The 18415-nt window shown below is 40.8% G+C and carries 17 protein-coding genes and 4 pseudogenes; 10 read left to right on the top strand and 11 right to left on the bottom strand.

Going from position 1 to position 18415, the window contains the following annotated elements:
• Positions 1 to 97 precede the first annotated feature (97 nt).
• The 7 genes and pseudogenes from LC608_RS32130 to LC608_RS32100 all read right to left on the bottom strand — a co-directional run bounded on the left by LC608_RS32130 (position 98) and on the right by LC608_RS32100 (position 7070).
• Positions 98 to 238 carry a hypothetical protein gene (locus LC608_RS32130; RefSeq protein WP_229557430.1) on the bottom strand — a complete coding sequence of 47 codons (141 nt, stop codon included), beginning with the start codon at positions 236 to 238 and terminating at the stop codon, positions 98 to 100.
• Between the two features lie 489 nt (positions 239 to 727).
• The gene (locus LC608_RS32125; RefSeq protein WP_229557429.1) at positions 728 to 1345 is read right to left on the bottom strand and encodes a hypothetical protein; all 618 of its coding nucleotides are present in this window, start codon (positions 1343 to 1345) and stop codon (positions 728 to 730) included.
• A 337-nt stretch (positions 1346 to 1682) separates the two neighbouring features.
• Positions 1683 to 1931, bottom strand: coding sequence for a hypothetical protein (locus LC608_RS32120; protein WP_190731864.1), 249 nt, complete (start codon positions 1929 to 1931; stop codon positions 1683 to 1685).
• 86 nt (positions 1932 to 2017) lie between these two features.
• The gene (locus tag LC608_RS32115) at positions 2018 to 2968 is read right to left on the bottom strand and encodes an RNA polymerase sigma factor, RpoD/SigA family (protein ID WP_229557428.1); all 951 of its coding nucleotides are present in this window, start codon (positions 2966 to 2968) and stop codon (positions 2018 to 2020) included.
• A gap of 92 nt (positions 2969 to 3060) precedes the next feature.
• Positions 3061 to 4978 (bottom strand): annotated as a pseudogene (locus LC608_RS32110) (helix-hairpin-helix domain-containing protein).
• Positions 4979 to 5157: 179 nt separating this feature from the next.
• Positions 5158 to 6276, bottom strand: coding sequence for a ParB N-terminal domain-containing protein (locus LC608_RS32105; RefSeq protein WP_229557427.1), 1119 nt, complete (start codon positions 6274 to 6276; stop codon positions 5158 to 5160).
• Positions 6277 to 6278: 2 nt separating this feature from the next.
• Entirely contained in the window at positions 6279 to 7070 is a 792-nt protein-coding gene (locus LC608_RS32100) for a ParA family protein (protein ID WP_069074846.1), read from the bottom strand.
• A gap of 207 nt (positions 7071 to 7277) precedes the next feature.
• Between LC608_RS32100 and LC608_RS32095 the strand changes: the two genes are divergently transcribed.
• From LC608_RS32095 to LC608_RS32075, 5 genes and pseudogenes are all read left to right on the top strand, one after another.
• Complete coding sequence (locus LC608_RS32095; protein ID WP_229557426.1) at positions 7278 to 7511, top strand: hypothetical protein; 234 nt, start codon at positions 7278 to 7280, stop codon at positions 7509 to 7511.
• A gap of 194 nt (positions 7512 to 7705) precedes the next feature.
• Positions 7706 to 8218 carry a hypothetical protein gene (locus LC608_RS32090; protein WP_374108478.1) on the top strand — a complete coding sequence of 171 codons (513 nt, stop codon included), beginning with the start codon at positions 7706 to 7708 and terminating at the stop codon, positions 8216 to 8218.
• A gap of 414 nt (positions 8219 to 8632) precedes the next feature.
• Positions 8633 to 9592, top strand: a complete 960-nt coding sequence (locus LC608_RS32085) for a ParM/StbA family protein (RefSeq protein WP_229557424.1) — start codon at positions 8633 to 8635, stop codon at positions 9590 to 9592.
• Between the two features lie 5 nt (positions 9593 to 9597).
• Positions 9598 to 9888, top strand: coding sequence for a hypothetical protein (locus LC608_RS32080; RefSeq protein WP_229557423.1), 291 nt, complete (start codon positions 9598 to 9600; stop codon positions 9886 to 9888).
• 654 nt (positions 9889 to 10542) lie between these two features.
• Positions 10543 to 11265 (top strand): annotated as a pseudogene (locus tag LC608_RS32075) (IS66 family transposase); the annotation flags it as partial.
• Positions 11266 to 11478: 213 nt separating this feature from the next.
• Here LC608_RS32075 and LC608_RS32070 read toward each other — a convergent pair.
• Positions 11479 to 12378, bottom strand: a complete 900-nt coding sequence (locus tag LC608_RS32070; protein ID WP_229557422.1) for a GIY-YIG nuclease family protein — start codon at positions 12376 to 12378, stop codon at positions 11479 to 11481.
• Positions 12379 to 12564: 186 nt separating this feature from the next.
• Between LC608_RS32070 and LC608_RS37395 the strand changes: the two genes are divergently transcribed.
• Entirely contained in the window at positions 12565 to 12717 is a 153-nt protein-coding gene (locus LC608_RS37395) for a hypothetical protein (protein ID WP_229557421.1), read from the top strand.
• A 107-nt stretch (positions 12718 to 12824) separates the two neighbouring features.
• On the opposite strand, the pseudogene LC608_RS32060 reads toward LC608_RS37395, so the two are convergent.
• Positions 12825 to 13243 (bottom strand): annotated as a pseudogene (locus tag LC608_RS32060) (DUF4277 domain-containing protein).
• Positions 13244 to 13519: 276 nt separating this feature from the next.
• Between LC608_RS32060 and LC608_RS32055 the strand changes: the two are divergent.
• From LC608_RS32055 to LC608_RS32045, 4 genes and pseudogenes are all read left to right on the top strand, one after another.
• Positions 13520 to 14263 (top strand): annotated as a pseudogene (locus tag LC608_RS32055) (formylglycine-generating enzyme family protein).
• Positions 14264 to 14270: 7 nt separating this feature from the next.
• Positions 14271 to 14366: a MarC family protein gene (locus tag LC608_RS37725; RefSeq protein WP_374108477.1), complete on the top strand. Its 96-nt coding sequence runs from the start codon at positions 14271 to 14273 to the stop codon at positions 14364 to 14366.
• An 844-nt stretch (positions 14367 to 15210) separates the two neighbouring features.
• Positions 15211 to 16317, top strand: coding sequence for a DNA polymerase IV (gene dinB, locus LC608_RS32050; RefSeq protein WP_308189961.1), 1107 nt, complete (start codon positions 15211 to 15213; stop codon positions 16315 to 16317).
• Between the two features lie 143 nt (positions 16318 to 16460).
• Positions 16461 to 16976: a hypothetical protein gene (locus LC608_RS32045; protein ID WP_229557419.1), complete on the top strand. Its 516-nt coding sequence runs from the start codon at positions 16461 to 16463 to the stop codon at positions 16974 to 16976.
• A gap of 452 nt (positions 16977 to 17428) precedes the next feature.
• Here the strand turns inward: LC608_RS32045 and LC608_RS32040 are convergent, their stop codons facing one another.
• Entirely contained in the window at positions 17429 to 17683 is a 255-nt protein-coding gene (locus LC608_RS32040) for a hypothetical protein (RefSeq protein WP_229557418.1), read from the bottom strand.
• Between the two features lie 260 nt (positions 17684 to 17943).
• Positions 17944 to 18165 carry a CopG family transcriptional regulator gene (locus LC608_RS32035; RefSeq protein WP_229557417.1) on the bottom strand — a complete coding sequence of 74 codons (222 nt, stop codon included), beginning with the start codon at positions 18163 to 18165 and terminating at the stop codon, positions 17944 to 17946.
• Positions 18166 to 18415 lie beyond the last annotated feature (250 nt).

Raw genomic sequence — 18415 nt, 5'->3', positions numbered from 1 at the left:
CCCCGAAGCCATACCCGTTTATTTACTTTTATCAAATAGAGTGAACTCTCTTAGACTAATTCCCCTAGTTTCTTCACTCATTGACATCTATTGGCTTTTAGTCTGCGATCGCCCCGTGATCGATTACATTAACCGCAGCATCATAACGGTCAGGTTTCCCTTGTTCCATAATTGGTTCTGCCCGTCTGCGAGCGTTATCAATTACCCAATCTGCACTATGGGAAACTGCTACATTCATGACTCGATGAACCAGTTTGGAATCATAGTAAGTATCTCTCTCTACTGTTTTTATTGCATCATCAATTAATCCTTCATGGAGGAAAATATCGACTTGAGCTTCTCGTATTCCCCAATCTGGCTGATCGCTATGCTATCTAAAATTGTTGAAGGTATGCTATCACATCCTTGGGAACTTAAGATACACTCAGTACACCAAAAAGTTCTGTGATGCCTGTGGTGTTCTCAAAGAATCGCTCAAGCCCATCAGCGACACTTTTTGTTGCTCCGTCAAAATTGGAGATGTCCACACCTTAAGTGAGGCGTTGGGGAAAACTTGCCTTCATAAAAGTGCCATGCGATCGCTTGAGTAAGTCGCTGATGGCAAGATAAAGATGTAGCATTCTTCTTTAACCGAAAAAAAATCGGCGGACTAATAGTCTTGTCGCCGAAGTCATCAATGTTTTAATTGCTACTGTTTTGTCTGGCTATCAATTCAGATTTCTGGCTCTCAATCGCTTGGAGCATTAGGACTTTGTACATCAATATCAGATGAAGCTAAATTAGGAATTTGCCAGTTGAGTTGCTCGGCTTTGAGTACTTCAATCAGTGCAGCTGGAGCAATGAACTCAAGTTCTTGGGTGTTAGGATTAGTTTTAGCAACTAATTGAGTCCCATCTATAATTTTTAGAATTGCTGGCTCTTTGATTGGCAGTTTTAGCCCAGCAACTTTCGCATCATTTGGCAGGTAAATAGCGTCACAATCCCAGTCTTCATCGGTAGTTTCGCCATTACCGAGATAGTAAAGAGCGTTTAAAGTTGAGTTTTCAGGTTTCCGAGCATAGATAGCTAATGGTTTCCCCGTTTCATTGCGACATCTAGCCCAATCTTCTGAAGTCTTTATAGTCTGTTTTTGCAATTCTAAAGCAGCAATTTTCTGCTGTAGCTCTTCTGTGGTATATCCCATTTGTTCTGGGTTTTTCCTAACTTGCATTAGACTATTAAATGTTTGAACAACTTTTGGATAGTCAGGGCTATCTTCAGAAATTCTATCTGCCCATGAAGGTTGAGCTACTCCTATAGCGATCACAAACAGCAAGACGATTAAAATAATTTTCCCAGGTTTCATAAGTTTCTTCTTTTGTGAAAGCATCATTTCTTAACTAAAAATTTGCTTTGAATGCGAAAACCGTAGATACATCTTCAACATATTGCGACTGACTAATAAAATCAAATACTCTTAATTGTCAAAACCATAAATTAAAGTAATTATTTGACGAACTGAGCAAACATAAGACATAGAATTTTCTCTTGACTCCCCCTGCCCCCCTGTAAAAAACAGTTTGCACCTCCTGAATGATTCCTAAACATTAGAGTTACTTTTTACCAGTTTGAGTTAGGTTGGGCGAATGAGCGCACTGCTTCACTCACTTTCGTGCGCTCACTCAAAACCTTGAGACAACAAATCATCCGGCTATGTCTTTACCACTCTTGTAAGTCATAGCTCTGGGTTTTCTCTTCTTGAGAGGGACTACTGATTTCTTGGGTGCTTGTGGCGGACGGCATTGCTCACAGTAGAGCGGTCGCACACCAAAGGTTTCTCGTTGTGTGGGTTGTTCACACTGCTTACATACGAAGTTGAAAACGCGAGTGTGAATTTCCCGTTTGTGCGCTCTGACGGTGTACTCTCGGACATCAATTGTTTTGCTGGGCATTGATTACTATGTAGCCTTACTTCTTTAATATAGTTTTTCAATATCAGTTCTGTAAGATCCGTGCATCATCTGACTAAAACATTCTCTTAATCAAATAAATACTCTTGGATATCATTTTGATGGTGGCGGAGAATACTTATAGCTTTGACCTGGATTTGACGAATCCGCTCTCGGCTGAGGTTTAGCTGTTGGCCAATCTGAGCGAGATTGAAATGCTGATCGTTCTCTAGCCCAAAGCTTAAAGTCAACACTTGACGCTGTATAGGTGTCAATGGTTCTAAAAATTTAGCTACGTCTTGCGATAGAAGTTCTTGGGTGAGCAGTTTTTCTGGTGAAGCGCCAACGTCTGCTAAAATTTCGCCCAATTCTGTCTCTTTCTCATCTCCGACTTGTTTATTTAAAGAGATGGCTGTGCGAGAAGCGGTGAGATATTCTCGAAGTTTATCTGTGCTTATGTTTAAGAGTGTTGCAACTTCTTCAGCAGTGGCATGACGACCGAGTTTTTGAAAGCTTTCTCGCTGTACTTTCTTAATTTTGGTAAGTATTTCAGTCAGGTGAACAGGTAATCTAATAGTGCGGGATTGTTCTGCTATTGCTCTGGTTATAGCTTGACTAATCCACCAGTAGGCGTAGGTTGATAGCTTATAGCCCCGGTTGGGATCAAACTTTTCTATACCCCGTTGTAAACCGATCGCTCCTTCTTGGATCAAATCTAGAAATTCCAAATTGCGGTTCTGGTATTTCTTGGCAACAGAAACTACCAGTCGCAAGTTAGCTGTCACCATTTTCTGTTTAGCTTTTTGACCAAGGTGTAATACTGCTCGGGCTTGTGCTTCGGTTTTTTCAACAGCATTGGCTAATTCTCTTAAAGTTGGTTCACGGTCTAGCTGTTGGCTGAGTTCATTTTTAGATTGCTCAATGGCAATCATTTCTTGTACCTGTCTACCATAAGCAATTTCTTCCTCTGGCTTCAATAAAGGATACTGACCAATTTCTTGCAAATAGATGCGAACCATGTCGGAACTCAGGCTGGACATACAAACTCAACGCTTTTTTAAACCAAGGAATTTAAAAGTATAAATCAAATAGCTCAATAAAGTTTTCTATTTTGAAGAACCAAAACATATCACTAATGCAGTCCTGGATGAAGTAACCTCTGCTTCAGCCTTGTGTAGCGCTCTTGGTCGTCAGTAGAGCGCACGGCTAGAGATATCGCTTTTTTTGCGCCAACCACAATCGCTAACTTCTTGGCACGAGTTATACCAGTGTAAAACAGGTTTCGGGTCAGCATCATATAGTGCTGCATATAGATTGGTAAAATCACCACCGGGTATTCTGATCCCTGACTTTTATGAATAGTCACGCACCACGCCAGGGCAATTTCATTGAGGTCAGCGTAATCGTAAACCACAGTCCGCTCACCATACAGTACTGTAACTTCCTGCTCGACAGTATCAATGGCTTGGATTATTCCTAAGTCGCCGTTGAAGACTTCTCGGTTGTAGTCGTTGGTTAGCTGAATAATCCGATCGCCCTCGCGTAACAAATTCCCACCTCTGTTAATCTCCACCTTGCTGGGGGTGGGTGGGTTGATCAACTGCTGCAATACTGTATTTAGGTTACGAGTCCCGATTACTCCCCGTGTCATCGGGCAAAGCACTTGGACATCAGTAGCAGGATTCAAACCTAAGGCAGGAATCAAATCGGTAATCAACTCGCAGATTGCCTGTACACCATGTTCGGGCTGATGTCCGCCGCCGTGCCAAATACAATCAGACACGGGATTATCAGAAATTGGCTCGATTGTTGGGTACTGGCCCCGGTTGATTTGGTGAGCAGCAGTGATAATTGCACTTGTTTGAAGTTGGTGCAGCAAGAGCAATAGATTTCCCCATCGCTTTCCATAAACTAACTATGGTGTGCGTGGTGAAAGTTTTTCCAACCCCAGGGCCACCAGTGAGGATCATGATTTTGGAGTAGGCCGCTGTTTCTACAGCTTGGCGTTGCTGTTCTGAAAGCTGAATTTTCCGGCTAGCAGTAAAGCGGTCAATCCAATCACGCACGCGCTCAATGTCAGTGCCAACAGGATTTTCCAAGCGTTGGCGTATCAATTGAGCTAAATTCTGTTCCGTATGGAAGTAAGTTGGCTTGTAGCAAAGTAGTGTTTTCTCTTCATCCCGCTCTCTAATCAGTTCATCTGTTAGAGCCATATCTTTGACGATTTGTGCGATCGTTTCTTCCGTGGGCTGATGAGATTCGGTAGCCAGCAGTTTGATTACCGATTCAATCAGTTCGCTTTGTGGCAGGTAACAGTGACCATCTTCGGCGGCTTCACTTAAACAGTGGATAATCCCCGCACGGTAACGAAATTCTGAGTCAGGCGCAATTCCTATATTTCTCGCAATCTTGTCAGCAGTCAAAAAACCAATTCCGTAGATGTCGGCTGCTAGCTGGTAAGGGTTTTTAGTAACAGTGGCGATTGCCTCATCCTTATATTGCTTGTAAATCTTCACAGCATAAGTGGTAGAAACACCATGCCCTTGGAGAAATACCATCACTTCTTTGATGGCTTTTTGAGTTGACCAAGCGTTTTTGATGAGAGTGATCCGCTTTTTGGCAATACCCTGGACTTCAATCAGTCGTTCAATCTGGTTTTCGATAATATCGAGCGTTTCTAAACCGAAGTGAGCGACGATACGCTTGGCTGTTACTGGGCCAACACCTTTAATCAGCCCACTGCCCAAATATTTTTCAATTCCAGTGAGAGTAGCTAGTTTGGTTTCTTTGTAGTTGACTACTTGGAACTGTGGCCCAAATTGTGGATGGTCACGCCAAAAACCAGTTAGTTGTAAAGTCTGCCCTGGCTGGATGTTAGCAAAGCTGCCAACAATTGTTGTGAGTTCGGTGCTACGGGGGCGGGTCAGTCTTGCCACTGTGTAACCCGATTCAGCAGAGTAAAAAGTTAAACGTTCTACGACTCCGGTGATTGTTTCGTGTTGAGGAAAGGCGCTTATTTGTTGAGGGGAAAGATTAGGAGGAGTGGACATTGCTTATGATCAGATGCCGCACAGCACATCATTGTATATAATACTGGAATTCAGCAAACTATAGTACATAAATACTAACCCACACACCCAGTATTAGTGTCATCGAGAACTCACCCTAATTTCTCCGATTAGCTTAACTTACTCCTATGAAACAATTTGTAAAAGTAAGAATATTGAATTTATTTACTTGTAGCAATAACTTTGTCAATTTCTTGTAATTTCTGCTGAAAAAGAGAGCGCATTTCGTGAAGCTGTTTACTACTAGCTTTTTTAAGCAAATCTCCAGAAATTCCATTAACTTTTTGAAATATTATTTTTACCTCTTTTAACTCTTGTTCATTTGACTTTAAATACTTGATCCTAATTTTTCTAACCAGTTCACGAGTTTCTGTTACTGTCAGATTTTTCTTTAAGACTTCATCTGTTGCTGCAATCCGTTCGGATGCTGCTTGATTTTCGGAGATGTCTAATGCCTTGGCAGATAGAGTTGCCAATGCTAAAGCATGAGCGCCTTTGAGTCCATGCTGCCTGATGACCTGTTTTAAATCTTGAGGCAGATAAAGCATCGGCATTAGATTAGCTTTCACAGAACTAGGATTTAACCCCAACTCTAGCAGCACTAGTAGTAGACTCTGTTCTTTACCTGTAATTTCCAGTAGTTCTAAGCCCTGTTGCTGTTCATCGACGCTTACAGCCATCAATTTTGCTAGCTCTTTACTATTTCCATTTCTCTCTATTCTTTTAATTACCGTTCCCAACATTGTGGAAACTTCATCCATTGGCAAATTAGCGGACTTCATTACTTCTTTAAATACTGCCTCTGCTTTATCTAAAGGATTCAAGTCTTCAAAGCCAAGAAAAGTTAGTAATGCAGATTGATCTAAGTCCTTAGGCATTGACACTATTACTGCACGAATAGTTGACCAGCCTAGTAATTTAGCTCCTTCAGTACGTAGCTGCCCATCTAACAGTATGTAACGACCATTACTCTGTCTGACTAAGATGACTGCTGAAATCTGTCCGTGTTTTTTGAGTAATCGTGCTTTTGCTTGTATTAATTCTGGTGTAATTGTCTGCCGAGGCTGATTAGGATTCGGGTCAATGAGATTTAAATCAACTTGTACTTCTCCTGATTGATTTTGAAGTTGTTCTCGGAGTTTTTGCAGTTCATTCTCTAACTCAGGAGATTGTGCGGTTCTGAGTCTTTCTATTTCTATTTGAAGTTCAGCAATTTTTTGTTCTTGCTCAGTTTTTTGAACTGCGCTACTAAATTTACTAGCAATTTTAGGCAAAGCCACGATTATTTTTTCTCCTTAATTAAAGCAACTAAATCATCTGTAATTTGCTTAAAATCTTTACAAGCAGGATGTTTGGGACGGTATTTTTGTAAAGGTAGCCCGTGAGCGCTAGCATTTTTGAATTCATTGGAACTACGAACTTTGGGGTAAAGTTTCAATTGTAAATGTTCAGTGATTTCTGGTAATTGCTCTAGATATTGTCTGTGCATCGCTACGGTATCATCATACATACTTGGCACAAACCCTAAAATTGGTGGACGAGGTGATAACTGTAACTCATCGCTGGTTGAAATGCACCATTCTACCAATTCTGCTGAACCAGAAATCGCTTTCATTTCTAATTGCACTGGAACTAATATGTGAGTTGAAGCGGCTAAAGCATTAACATTCAGCATTCCCAATGTGGCCGGACAATCCAAGATTACTAAGTTATGAGGTAATGGGTAGTTTTTTAAGCGATCGCTAAGTGTGTACTCTCCTCGTTTCCTAATTACTAATTCGTTGGCCATTTCAGCCATTAATGGATGTCCTTGGCAGACTTGAATTTTTGATTCTTCCCAAACCGAAATTAATTTCCAATCCCCCTTAAAATCTTTAGATAATGCTTTAACTAGAGTATTAGATACTTCAGCAGGTGGTACCCCACAAAACACATCTAAAGAGCGTTGTGGATCTAAGTCAAGTATTGCTACAGAAAAGCCACGCCGAACTATCTCGTATGCAAGGTGTACACTGAGTGTAGTTTTACCTACACCGCCTGCGTTAGCTATCAGTGAGAGAACTATCTGCTTCATATCAGTTTTTTTGTCGGATTTTGAAATTCGACATTAAGCTTTTGAAAAATGTATATCATGCATTTGTATTTGTCACCTATTTCTGTCGTATTTTAAAATACGACACATTTTTTAAGGATTCAGAAATAAACAAAATTAAATTGAAATCAACCCAACGTCCTCAAAGCTCAGTAACAGCCTGACCATCCACCTGTCGAGGAAAAACCCATGAAGCCGCCAAAAGTTGAGCCGCAGGTGACTGGCAAGCGCAACAAGAAAAAAATAGATTTACCACCAGCAACCAAACCTCATATACCCTTCCAAGATCGCTCCGAAGAACCAGAATTACCGCCATCACCCTGTCAGCACATGCAATTCCTGGATTGCAAATCGGAGGTAGGGCGTGTGATATTCGAGTGCTACCACTGCAAGCAGGGGATAATCAGCGAGTACACCGGGTAACCCGTAATGGGCGAGTACAAAGGACGACCAAAGAGTGATTTTCACAAAGGTAAAATGCCCTAACTGTGAGCAAACAGCGATTAGGCTGCAAGCAAGGGAAGTGCTTAAGGGCAACAGCGATTCCTTCTCCTTGGCAGCAATTATGGCACACTCCCTCTTCAAGAGTAATTAGTAAAAGATATTAACCATTGATAATGCAAATGAGATTTTTACCCTCAATAATAACTGCACTAACGGCACTGACACTAACTAGTTGCAGCACTACTACTGCTGAACAGTATGAAGCTACAGCACTCACCAGTTACTCCTGGCAAGTTAAGTATGCTAATAACCTAACTAGTCAACCACAGCCACGCATTGAAACCTTTGCTAACACTTCAGTGGTGAATCGGAATGGAGTAAAACCACCAGGAGCAGTTGTTGGCCCAGATGACCGAGGGTTATGGTGGCCTACCGTACCGCCGCGACCAAGTGTTGATGAAGTTGAACAACGTAAAAGACCTCAAGAAGAGGCAGGAAAACCTGAATTGATCAAAGATGTAAAGTACAAACTGACCTATGGAGTGGGTAATTCTCAGAACACGCTACCTACTAACTATGAAGTTTATCGACAAGTGGTAAAAGCTTACCCAGAAAGAACTCCTTTGGAATTGACTTTGGGTGTGAATGATAATTCAGTTGAGAAAGCTGAACCTGTAAGCAAGTAGTGACCCTAAGTTACGTATTCAGCAAGAAGTTAGAGATCAAGACTGAATTGCTTTTCAACAAAAGATTGACAGTAAAGTATAAATCAAAGAGTTAACGATGATCTAATTTAATTTCTGCTACGTTGATAAAAAAGTTTTCAAAAATGACTATTGGGGGCTATATGGGGGCTATATATACCCCAACAATAGTTCAGGACTTTGATGAAATTTTGACCCCTATATAGGGTGCATATAGGTGCTAAATGGGGTATATTTGACTGACTGACAATTTGTACCCCATTTAGCCCCCAAGGGTTTATGATAAGCTCTTGAGTTGGGAAAATAAGGGGAAATTATTTTATTCTTCTTTCTCTTGCTCTTGCAGATCACTTGAACAGATAATTTTCACAACTTATTGTGTATTACTTGGGGCCTATGTCAAACATTCACACGTTGCAAAAAATTTTTCCTGCGGGGTTCGATAACGGTTATGGAAGTCTCAAACTTTTAGTCGATGGCTTTGAAGTAGTTCGTGTCCCCAGCTATATAACTAATGCCGAGATGGAAGATGTTCCAGGACGTGTAGTTTTTAACGGCAGTGCTTACACCGTTGGAGAGTCAGCTTACCGTACAGGAAATTATTTTGACCGGAACACCGATAATAATGAAAATAAAGTCAACAACGCATTATTGACTTTATTAGGTGCATTGGCACATCTCCCACACCGTAAGGCTTGGCACTTAAAATTAGTCGTCAGCCTACATGATGTTGGTTTGGCTAACGAATTACAAAAAGTACTCAATGGAGAATATCAGCCAATACTTGCTGGCAAGCAATCAGACGTGAAAGTAGAAGTGGTTAAAGTCGTACTAGAGGGAATGGGTGCATTGTTTGGGCATCCACTACCCAAGAAATTAACCATTTTAGACTTTGGCAATGGTACGACTTTGTATTCTCGTTATAACCGGGGTCAGCGAGAAGTTCACACTGCCTACCCTATCGGTGTAGAAGTTCTCATCGATGATATCTCCCAAAAAATGAAACATTTAAATGGCGGAAAAATCGGAGATCCATCCAAAATCCGATTTTGTTTGGAAATGGGGCATACCCGATACAGCCGTGACATTGATATCAAAGATATATACAGCCCTTGTTTGAAAGATTGGTATGAAAAATACTTGAAGAAAGTGGTGAATTTGACACTTGATGCCAAGCACCAAGGGGATGAAATCTGGGCGATTGGTGGAGGCTGCCTCTTACCAGGATTTAAGAAGCTGTTGGAGAAAAACGGCTTCAAAATCCTGGACAATCCGGTGGAAGCGAATGTCTTTGGGCTTTTAGAAATGGCAAAAACTATTTTTGCCAAGAATCCAGCATCTACATCTATTAAGTGATCGCAATGGCAGACAAACTTGACTTAACCCCAGAAAAAGTTCGGATCAAAGATAGCTACCGTGAGCGGATATCTGCCGAATCACAGCAACTAGGCAAGAGTTACCTGGAGACGCTCTACTTTATCATTGATTGCTATTTTGCTTTCAGGAAGGGTGCATTTCCCACACAACAAGTAGCTTTCACGCCAATTAATACTGAAGATAACAAACTTACCTCTTGGAGTTCAACTCAAATTACAGAGGAGGAACAAGAGGATTCTGATGGAGAAACATTTAGCCTTGACTTTGATTTGTAGCCGTCAAAGGAAGTTGGCAACGGTAAAGAAGGGGAATTAGCCTTAAGGGTGGTAAGTGGAATGGCACGCTTGTGAAACGTAAATCCCTGGTATTTCTGGATGAAAGGGTGTGAGGAATTAAGAAGATGTTGAACTCCTTAAGGTACTGGCATTCAATTGTCTGGAACACACGAAGCTGCAACCCACCCCCAACAAGATAGCCAGCAAGGAGGTTTCACATAAATCAAGCGTGCCATTCCATCAGTGAGAGCTAATTCATCAGCGTAGGCGTAGCCCGCCGCAGGCATCGCTTATGGTCGTTCATGTCAGCACAAAGTTATTCTTCCTCCTCCTCTTCCTCGTATTTATAATCTGCATAGTCCTTCCCGTGTTTTCGTACCAATAACCGGAATAAAGACCTATAGGAGATGTCGGAATTATTGACGGGTATGTTAGAGGATTCGGAGTGAGAGAAATTAATAAATTGACCAATTATAGTAGATTACTCTTATTCAATAACGGGTAATGAAATCTGTTTAATAAGATATTTTTACGGGACTTCTCAAGTTACTTATAAAACGAAACTCAGTCCAAAAATTTCTCAAGGGTAGGAGTATGGAATCAGATGCATTAGAGCTATGTCATCAAGAGTTTAAAAACAATTCTGTGAGGTTTTTGTCAACCAATGAACGAATAACTCAAGCCATTGAACCGAGTGTTAGTGAGTTAAGTAATTGGGTAAAACAGACACAACCTAACATTCATGTGGATGAAACGCCTTGGTCAGTCAAAGGAATCAAAGAATGGTTGTGGGTAGTTGCCAATTCTGATTTCTGCCTGTTTACTGCTGCTGACACTCGTTCACGATCCGAATTAGAAACAATTTTAGGGACTGAGTATGCAGGGGTACTCAGCAGCGATGATTTTAGCGTTTACAACGGCTATCCAGCTTTTGCCCAGCAGAAATGTTTGGCTCATCTACGCCGACACTTCAAAAAACTAATTATTCTTCCAGGTCTTCACAACCAAGCTATTGGCGAAGCTTTTGTTGATTTAATTGATGAAGCTTTTAGGAATTATGCTCGATGGTTTGAGACTCTTGACTCCACCAGTTACAACGATTGGGTCAATCAATTCAAATCTAAATTGTATTCCTCACTCCATCAGTGGCTTGATCTTGCAGGAGCTACGGACGGCAACCTTTTACGCTCTTTGCGTGATAAAGCAATTCAATGGTGGTATTTCCTTGACTACCCTGAAATTCCTCCTGATAACAATCAGGCTGAACGATCGCTGCGTTTGGCTGTGACGAAACGTAAGGTAAGTGGTGGCTCCCGTTCAATGAACAGGTTTAGACACACTGCCCATCTGTTAACAGTGGTGCAAACCTGCCGCCGTCAAGGCAGGCAGGGCAAACGCATCTAAAGTATAAGAATCCTTTAATAGCAAGGGTTTCAACGTTTTTAAATTTAGCCTATTTTTTCGTCAAGATCCTTATCCAGCAGGGGTTTCAGAAATGCCGTGCGTTCGCCCTGTCAAGGCAGGTCTGTCATTGATTTTTTTGCACAGGCTCTAATTGCTAATTCTAGTAACTCCCTGTCTCGCCCTTCTTTACTTCCTCAATATTAGACCTGAATCCTTACCTTTATCTTTCATTTGTTGAAGCTCATGTAGGGCAGCGCTAGCATCGGTAGCGCCAAATTTGAAGTACTCAGTTAAACTACCAATGCGATAATTGTAATTATGATAGCGGTGTTTAAAATATAGTTCTACATTACCCCTGTGTGGCCAAGTACCAAGTATTTGAATAGCAACAGTTTGATAAGGGATAAGTAAATCCGTTTCTATTTCTGTCAATCGCTGTTGGATGGGTCTGGCGGTAACTCCTATCTTGTACAAAGTGCCAATGTGTGTTTGAATCTCTAAAAAATACAGCGAACAAGATAAAATTCGTTGAAATTGAGCGCGATAAAGTGTTAAGTCAGTAAGGCAATATAACTTATCTGCTGCGTTTTTGTATAAGGCGTGTTTGGCTGCTAGCTCTAGTTTCAATAGCTTTCTGAGCAGCAGAGGTTCTTGCACTTCGTTGAATAAACTGAATTCTAACGCCCCAACAGGAATTTTTCCTAAGTTAGTAAATTCATAAGCTGGAGGGGTTAAACACACGTTTTTGTGGAAGATTCCAGCTTTGAGAAGCCCTGGAGTAACTAAACCGGGGCTGATAGGATAATTGATTGAGCCGTATTCTTTCCACAGTAATTTTAACTGTGCTAAATCTGTACGCGATAGGTAAATATTAAAATTATCGTAGAGTGGTAAAATTGGGAAATCACGGCTAGCTACAGGTAGGCAGGTGGCTGAAAAATGTGCAAAGTGATGTTGCTTGATTTTGCCTTTCTTAGCAGTTAGCTTACCGTAACAGTAAGGGCATAAAAGCTCGGTTTTACCACTACCAACATCTTCAACACAGACTAATTTTCCATCTGGGGCTATACCAAATTTAAGCCACATCGTTACGTTCACTCATTAGCAGAAAAACCAATCGAGCAGATAGCATAAAGTTCAAGCAAGCTTTAAATAATTTGCAGATATGCAAAACTTGGCTCAAACTAGTGCTAGTGTACTATAAGATTTGTAGTTTAGGATTTAATTTGCTCGTGGCATAGGCATAGTGCGTAAAAAGCGAGACTGCTTGTAGTGGAGCTACCCTTGGGACAAGAATCTGTCGATAGAACTAGGAAAATAGTTCACGTTGATATGGATGCCTTCTACGCATCGGTAGAACAGAGGGATAACCCTAGCTACCGAGGTAAACCGTTAGTCGTCGGTGGCAGCCCCCATCTCAAGTGAAGAGTAATCTTTCACTACTCCCGGTTGCCATGCCGGGAGATGAAATTGCGGGCTTGTATTGGATTCGTTGAGATGTTCAGCTTTTACTTCAATACCTATTAGATGTTCTAACTCGGATTTCTCACAAAAAATTGACTAAATAAATACAATGGGGCGCTTAGAAACCCCATGCAGTTGATAATCATCGCTTTCACCACCAGTCCTGCACTGACTTTCTCTGTGCATGAGTCCCTAATTCTTGATCTATGATCTCCACAATCCCTATTTCATCTATAATTCCAGCGATTATTCCTAAATGATCAATATCTTTAACATTTACTTGTGGTTCTGTTTTCACTTTAGCTACCTTCAATCCACTGAGATTAAAATACCTTTTTTCTGGTTTTACCTGCTGAATGTGGGCTTTAACCTGAAACCCTTTGAATTTGACGTAGCACTTATAGAGGTTAATCAATCTGCTCAAATCAGTAGAGATAATCCTCTGGAAATTGCAGATGAGATTATTTTTACTAAAACAGCAAAACATTTAAACAATACTGAGCAGTTATTAATACAAGGAACATTAGCCAATCAAACTTATGAGCAAATTGCAGCGTCAGCAGAATACTCTGTACGTCACTTAAAGAATGTTGCTATTAAGCTATGGGAAGTTTTATCAGAAGTAGTTGGTGAAAAAGTCACTAAAAAAAATCTAAAAACCGTTCTCGAACGGTTGGCTGCTGGTCGCCATTTAACCATTAATCGCCATCGTCAGCAATCTCAGTGTTTTGTTGAAGAGTTAGCCAATGGCGTTGGGCTAAAAATGGTGTCCATCCCTGAAGGCAGCTTTATGATGGGCGCTGCAAAAACTGAAGAAGAAAGCGACAATGATCAACGTCCTCAACACCAAGTGACAGTTTCAACTTTTTTTATAGGTAAATATCCTGTTACCCAGGAAGAATGGGGGGCTGTGGCGGCTTTACCACAAATAAATCGAGAACTTGATCTTGATCTATCTAACTTTAAAGGTGTAAATCGACCTGTAGAAACAGTTTCTTGGTACGATGCGGTTGAGTTTTGCGATCGCTTATCTCAATATACAAAAAAAAGTTATCGTCTCCCCAGTGAAGCGGAATGGGAATATGTCTGTCGTGCTGGAACTACCACCCCATTCAATTTTGGGGAAACAATCACATCTGAACTGGCAAATTATAATGCTAACTATACTTATGGTGCTGGGGTAAAAAGAACCTACAGAAGGGAAACTACACCTGTGGGCAGCTTTGAGGTAGCTAACGCTTTTGGGTTGTACGATATGCACGGAAATGTCTAGGAATGGTGTCTTGACGATTGGCACCGTAGCTATGAAGGTGCGCCAACAGATGGGAGTGCATGGTTTGATAGCGAAAATAATAATATTTCTCAAATACAAGGAAATGCCGTGCTGCGGGGCGGTTCCTGGGTCGACAATCCTGTATTTTGCCGTTCCGCGTATCGCAACTACTCCTCGCGCGACGACCGCCTCAACTCTTTTGGTTTTCGTATTGTGTGCGCCATCAGAGAATGATGAAGCTATGGACAAAGAGGATATTTCTTTTACACCAATGGCAGTACCATTAATCAGTGGGCCTGGGGCAATTGGGGTGGTAATGATGTCAACAGTTTTATAAGGGTCAAGTAAATCTGCTTCTATTTCTGGCAATCGCTGTTGGATAGGTCTAGTAGTAACTCCTATCTTGTACAAAGTGCCAATGTGTGTTTGAATCTGCAAGAAATACAAGGTACAAGATAAAATTTGTTGAAATTGAGCGCGATAGAGCGTTAAGTCAGTAAGACAATATGACTTATCTGCTGCATTTTTATATAAAGCGTGTTTGGCTTCTAGCTCCAGTTTCAACAGCTTTTTGAGCAATAGTGGCTCTTGCACTTGGTTAAAAAAATTAAATTCCAAGGCTCCAACAGGAATTTTGCCCAAATTCGTAAATTCATAAGCTGGAGGGTTTAAATAGACGTTTTTCTGAAACATAAAGGCTTTGAGTAGACCTGGGATAACTAAGCCAGGGCTGATAGGATAATTGATTGAGCCGTATTCTTTCCACAGCAATTTTAACTGTGCTAAATCTTTACGCGATAGATAAATATTGAAATTATCGTACAGTGGTAAAATTGGGAAATCGCGGGTAGCCACAGGTAGACACGTGGCTAACGAATATGCAAAGTGATGCTGTTTAACTTTGCCTTTTTTAACAGTTAGATTACCATAACAATAAGGGCATAAAAGCTCAGTTTTACCACGAAAGACATCTTCAACACATATTAATGTCCCATCTGATGCCACACCATATTTGAGCCACATTTATCACGCTCACTTATTAATAGAAAAACTAATCGAAGCAGGTAGATGAAAGTTCTATCAAGCCTTGAATAAATTGCATAGATACTCCCATGACCCTTTGACTAGTGCTAGTGTACTATAGGATTACTTGTTTAGGATTGACTCGGCTTAAAAATAGTGTGCAAAGCTGCCCTTCTACAATTAGAAAAATTATCCATGTAGATATGGACGCTTTCTACGCATCAGTAGAGCAGCGAGATAATCCTAGCTACCGAGGTAAACCGTTAGTGGTCGGCGGCAGCCCGAATCAGCGAGGTGTGGTTACAGCTGCCAGTTATGAAGCTCGTAAGTTTGGTATTCATTCCGCAATGCCGTCAGTAACAGCGATCGCAAAATGCCCCGGACTGATATTTGTTAGGCCAAGATTCGACGTTTACCGAGAGATTTCTGCTGCAATCCACGCTATCTTTAAACGCTACACTGATTTAGTGGAAGGAGTTGCACTAGACGAAGCATACCTGGATGTGACTGAGAATAAGCAAAACATCACCTATGCTTCTACGATTGCAAGATATATTAAAACTGCAATTTTCCAGGAAACTCAGTTGACGGCAACCGCAGGCGTGTCAATTAACAAGTTTCTAGCAAAAATGGCATCCGGTCAAAATAAACCCAACGGACTGACGGTGATTTTACCGGAGGAAGCGATCGCCTTTGTAGAGCAACTGCCAATTGAAAAATTTCACGGCATTGGAGAAGTTACGGCGGCGAAGATGCACTTACTCGGCATTCATACTGGCGCAGATTTGAAGGAGCGATCGCTCTTGGAGCTAACACACCACTTTGGTAAAGCAGGGCAATATTACTACAAAATTGCCAGAGCAGAAGATGACCGCCCAGTTGAGGCGAATCGGGTTCGTAAGTCCATCGGTGCAGAAACCTCGTTTGCACAGGACTTAAGCGATGTCGGTCAGATGTTGCAGGAACTCGAACAGATTGCCCAGATAGTGGAGCAACGGTTAGAGCAGCACGAAACACAAGGACGCACATTAACTCTGAAAGTCAAGTTTTCTGACTATCATCAGATAACCCGCAGTAAGACAATGCTTGCTCCCATCAGTGAACTCTCTACGATTTTTGAGATAGCCAAAGCGCTGTTTGAGTCCATTGATCTAGAAAACCGCAGTATTAGGTTACTGGGCATTTCCTTGTCCAATTTGGATAACGCCAAACAAACCCAAGTAATTCAATTGCCACTGTTTCAGGATGGGGGTGTGATTTTTTAGTGTAGGTTTAGCCCGCCTTCTCTACGATACGCTTTGCGAAGGACATCGTGTTGTGTAAGTAGTGAAACCATGCCTTTGTCACTTAAGTGCTTATTTATACTTGCCAAAATGTTACAGTTTCACTAACTCTTTAGTGCTAGAACGTGAACTCATTTAATGTCAAGTCAGAAAATTATGGAATTGTATCAGAAATCCGGTTATTTGAAGATGTAGAATATTTAGTCAGCATAAAACTTGCACCTGTCATGAAATCTCCAAAAACAGCACTGTTTATCGTTATATCGCTGTTCGTTAGTGGGCTTTTAACCTGGATAGGTCGAGGTGAGTATGATAAGGACTTCATGATGAATGGGTACTTTCATGTAGTCAGTAATGCCAATCAGGATCATGAAGTAGTTTTAGGATTTCCTTCTCAGAAACTTCAGAAATTTAGCTTGAAAAAAGGTGGCTCATTTGACTTCAAACTAGATGACACTGGAGAAGGTTCTATTAGTGTCTCTATTGATGGCAAAGTAAGGGATAAAATCGGATATGTTACATCTATGAATAACACTGTGGTTCTTGTAGTTGGTGATGAACGAACAGAATTTTCTCAGATATTCCCATCACTTGTGTCTGAACAAGGCACTACAGTTAATGCTCCCAAGCCGCGCCAATGATAATGTTGATTTAGGCAGCTTGAGAAAGGGGGTAGAAGTCCCCCTCTTAAAACTGTTTGCAATTTTTCCATCTACTATCTGGCATTGCACAAGGGACTCTTTTTGACGTGCTTGCTCCATGAGCTTGTCAAGTTGGGACTTGTTTTGGAGTAGCTGTCTGATTTGCTTGTCCAATTCGGTTTTTTTCTTGTCTACTTGAGACTGTAACTTGCGTACCTCTAATAATTTTTTTTCTAGGTCTGTGAAACTTTGCATAATATTGGATTGATTTCGTTCTCAATCTACCATCTACGGGTTATCCTAATATCAGCATCAGAATATACCCGTAAATACAGGATTTTTTGATAAGAATCCAGTCGAGAATGAAATATGCAGGTGTCAAGAGTCAACAGCCTACCCTTGACCCGGTATCTTGCAAAAGTTACTTTTGCAAGATGTGTATTTTGTCCAAATTAGCTTTGTAAAGCAAGAGTAATTTCAGCTTTTGGCTCCGAGTCCCTAAAATCTCCTTCCAAAAGAACCCAGTGAACAACTTTAGTTACTGTGAAGTTTTCTGCTTGAGAATAGATGTTTTGATTTAGATAAATCTCTACAAATTCCCCAATATTGGGTCCTCTGCTCATTGGAACAACTGTCACAGATTCACGATTGAATTCAGGTCTAATATTTAAAACAGAATCATCAAAAATTAACGAAACTGGAACCATTGTTATTACTTATAGTATTACAAAGGTAATGAGTAAAAAGTAAGCCTTGAGCTATTGAAGAGAAATATATAATTGAGTGCAAGCCGTAAATAGAATACTGCTAATTTCGCTTGGGAACTCAACAAAAAAGATGGAGAGCAATACAATAATGTGATGGATATATGCATTGCTTTCGGGTATTTTGCATTATTGGCAATATAACCAAGACCTAGCACATAGGCGTTGTGTATATCGTGCTAGTTAAATCTTGGGTATTTTAGTTAACAATGAGTAGGTAAAGAATGGTTGTGTACAACGGGGTCAGAGTTACATGGTATAGTCTGTTCAGATGCTGACAACTCGGTTATGGAGAGAGAGCGAATCAACTCCCGAATCACATCAGTTGCAGGTCTACCTGTCATTGCACAATATCGTTCAAGTTTTTCGCTTTCAACTGATGCGAGATTTATTGTAATTCGTTTGATAGCCCATTTTTTGTTCATGACTTGCCCTAATAATTAATTTTAATGAATTATCTAGACTTTAAATGCCAAGTGCAATACTTAACAAATATATAGATGTTAACCACAGCATACTTGCCGTAAAACTATTTTTAACACATCCCTCCCCAGAGTATTTACTTGTATCCCAAAACTTCACTGATAAATTATTTATATGAACTTTAGAACATTTGAAAGGAGCTTGTATTTTTTGTAAATATTGTCAAGCAAAGCGCAATTATAGTGAGCCTTG

The sequence above is a fragment of the Nostoc sp. XA010 genome (assembly GCF_020829625.1).
Lineage (GTDB): Bacteria > Cyanobacteriota > Cyanobacteriia > Cyanobacteriales > Nostocaceae > Nostoc.
The sequence above is the reverse complement of the archived record's forward strand: the minus strand, read 5'-3'. Positions and strand labels throughout refer to the sequence as shown.

Coding starts and splice junctions, on each gene's coding strand:
- LC608_RS32130 (WP_229557430.1), bottom strand. CDS start 238: ATGAATGTAGCAGTTTCCCATAGTGCAGATTGGGTAATTGATAACGCT.
- LC608_RS32125 (WP_229557429.1), bottom strand. CDS start 1,345: ATGAAACCTGGGAAAATTATTTTAATCGTCTTGCTGTTTGTGATCGCT.
- LC608_RS32120 (WP_190731864.1), bottom strand. CDS start 1,931: ATGCCCAGCAAAACAATTGATGTCCGAGAGTACACCGTCAGAGCGCAC.
- LC608_RS32115 (WP_229557428.1), bottom strand. CDS start 2,968: ATGTCCAGCCTGAGTTCCGACATGGTTCGCATCTATTTGCAAGAAATT.
- LC608_RS32100 (WP_069074846.1), bottom strand. CDS start 7,070: ATGAAGCAGATAGTTCTCTCACTGATAGCTAACGCAGGCGGTGTAGGT.
- LC608_RS32095 (WP_229557426.1), top strand. CDS start 7,278: ATGAAGCCGCCAAAAGTTGAGCCGCAGGTGACTGGCAAGCGCAACAAG.
- LC608_RS32090 (WP_374108478.1), top strand. CDS start 7,706: ATGCAAATGAGATTTTTACCCTCAATAATAACTGCACTAACGGCACTG.
- LC608_RS32085 (WP_229557424.1), top strand. CDS start 8,633: ATGTCAAACATTCACACGTTGCAAAAAATTTTTCCTGCGGGGTTCGAT.
- LC608_RS32080 (WP_229557423.1), top strand. CDS start 9,598: ATGGCAGACAAACTTGACTTAACCCCAGAAAAAGTTCGGATCAAAGAT.
- LC608_RS32070 (WP_229557422.1), bottom strand. CDS start 12,378: ATGTGGCTTAAATTTGGTATAGCCCCAGATGGAAAATTAGTCTGTGTT.
- LC608_RS37725 (WP_374108477.1), top strand. CDS start 14,271: ATGGACAAAGAGGATATTTCTTTTACACCAATGGCAGTACCATTAATC.
- LC608_RS32040 (WP_229557418.1), bottom strand. CDS start 17,683: ATGGTTCCAGTTTCGTTAATTTTTGATGATTCTGTTTTAAATATTAGA.
- LC608_RS32035 (WP_229557417.1), bottom strand. CDS start 18,165: ATGAACAAAAAATGGGCTATCAAACGAATTACAATAAATCTCGCATCA.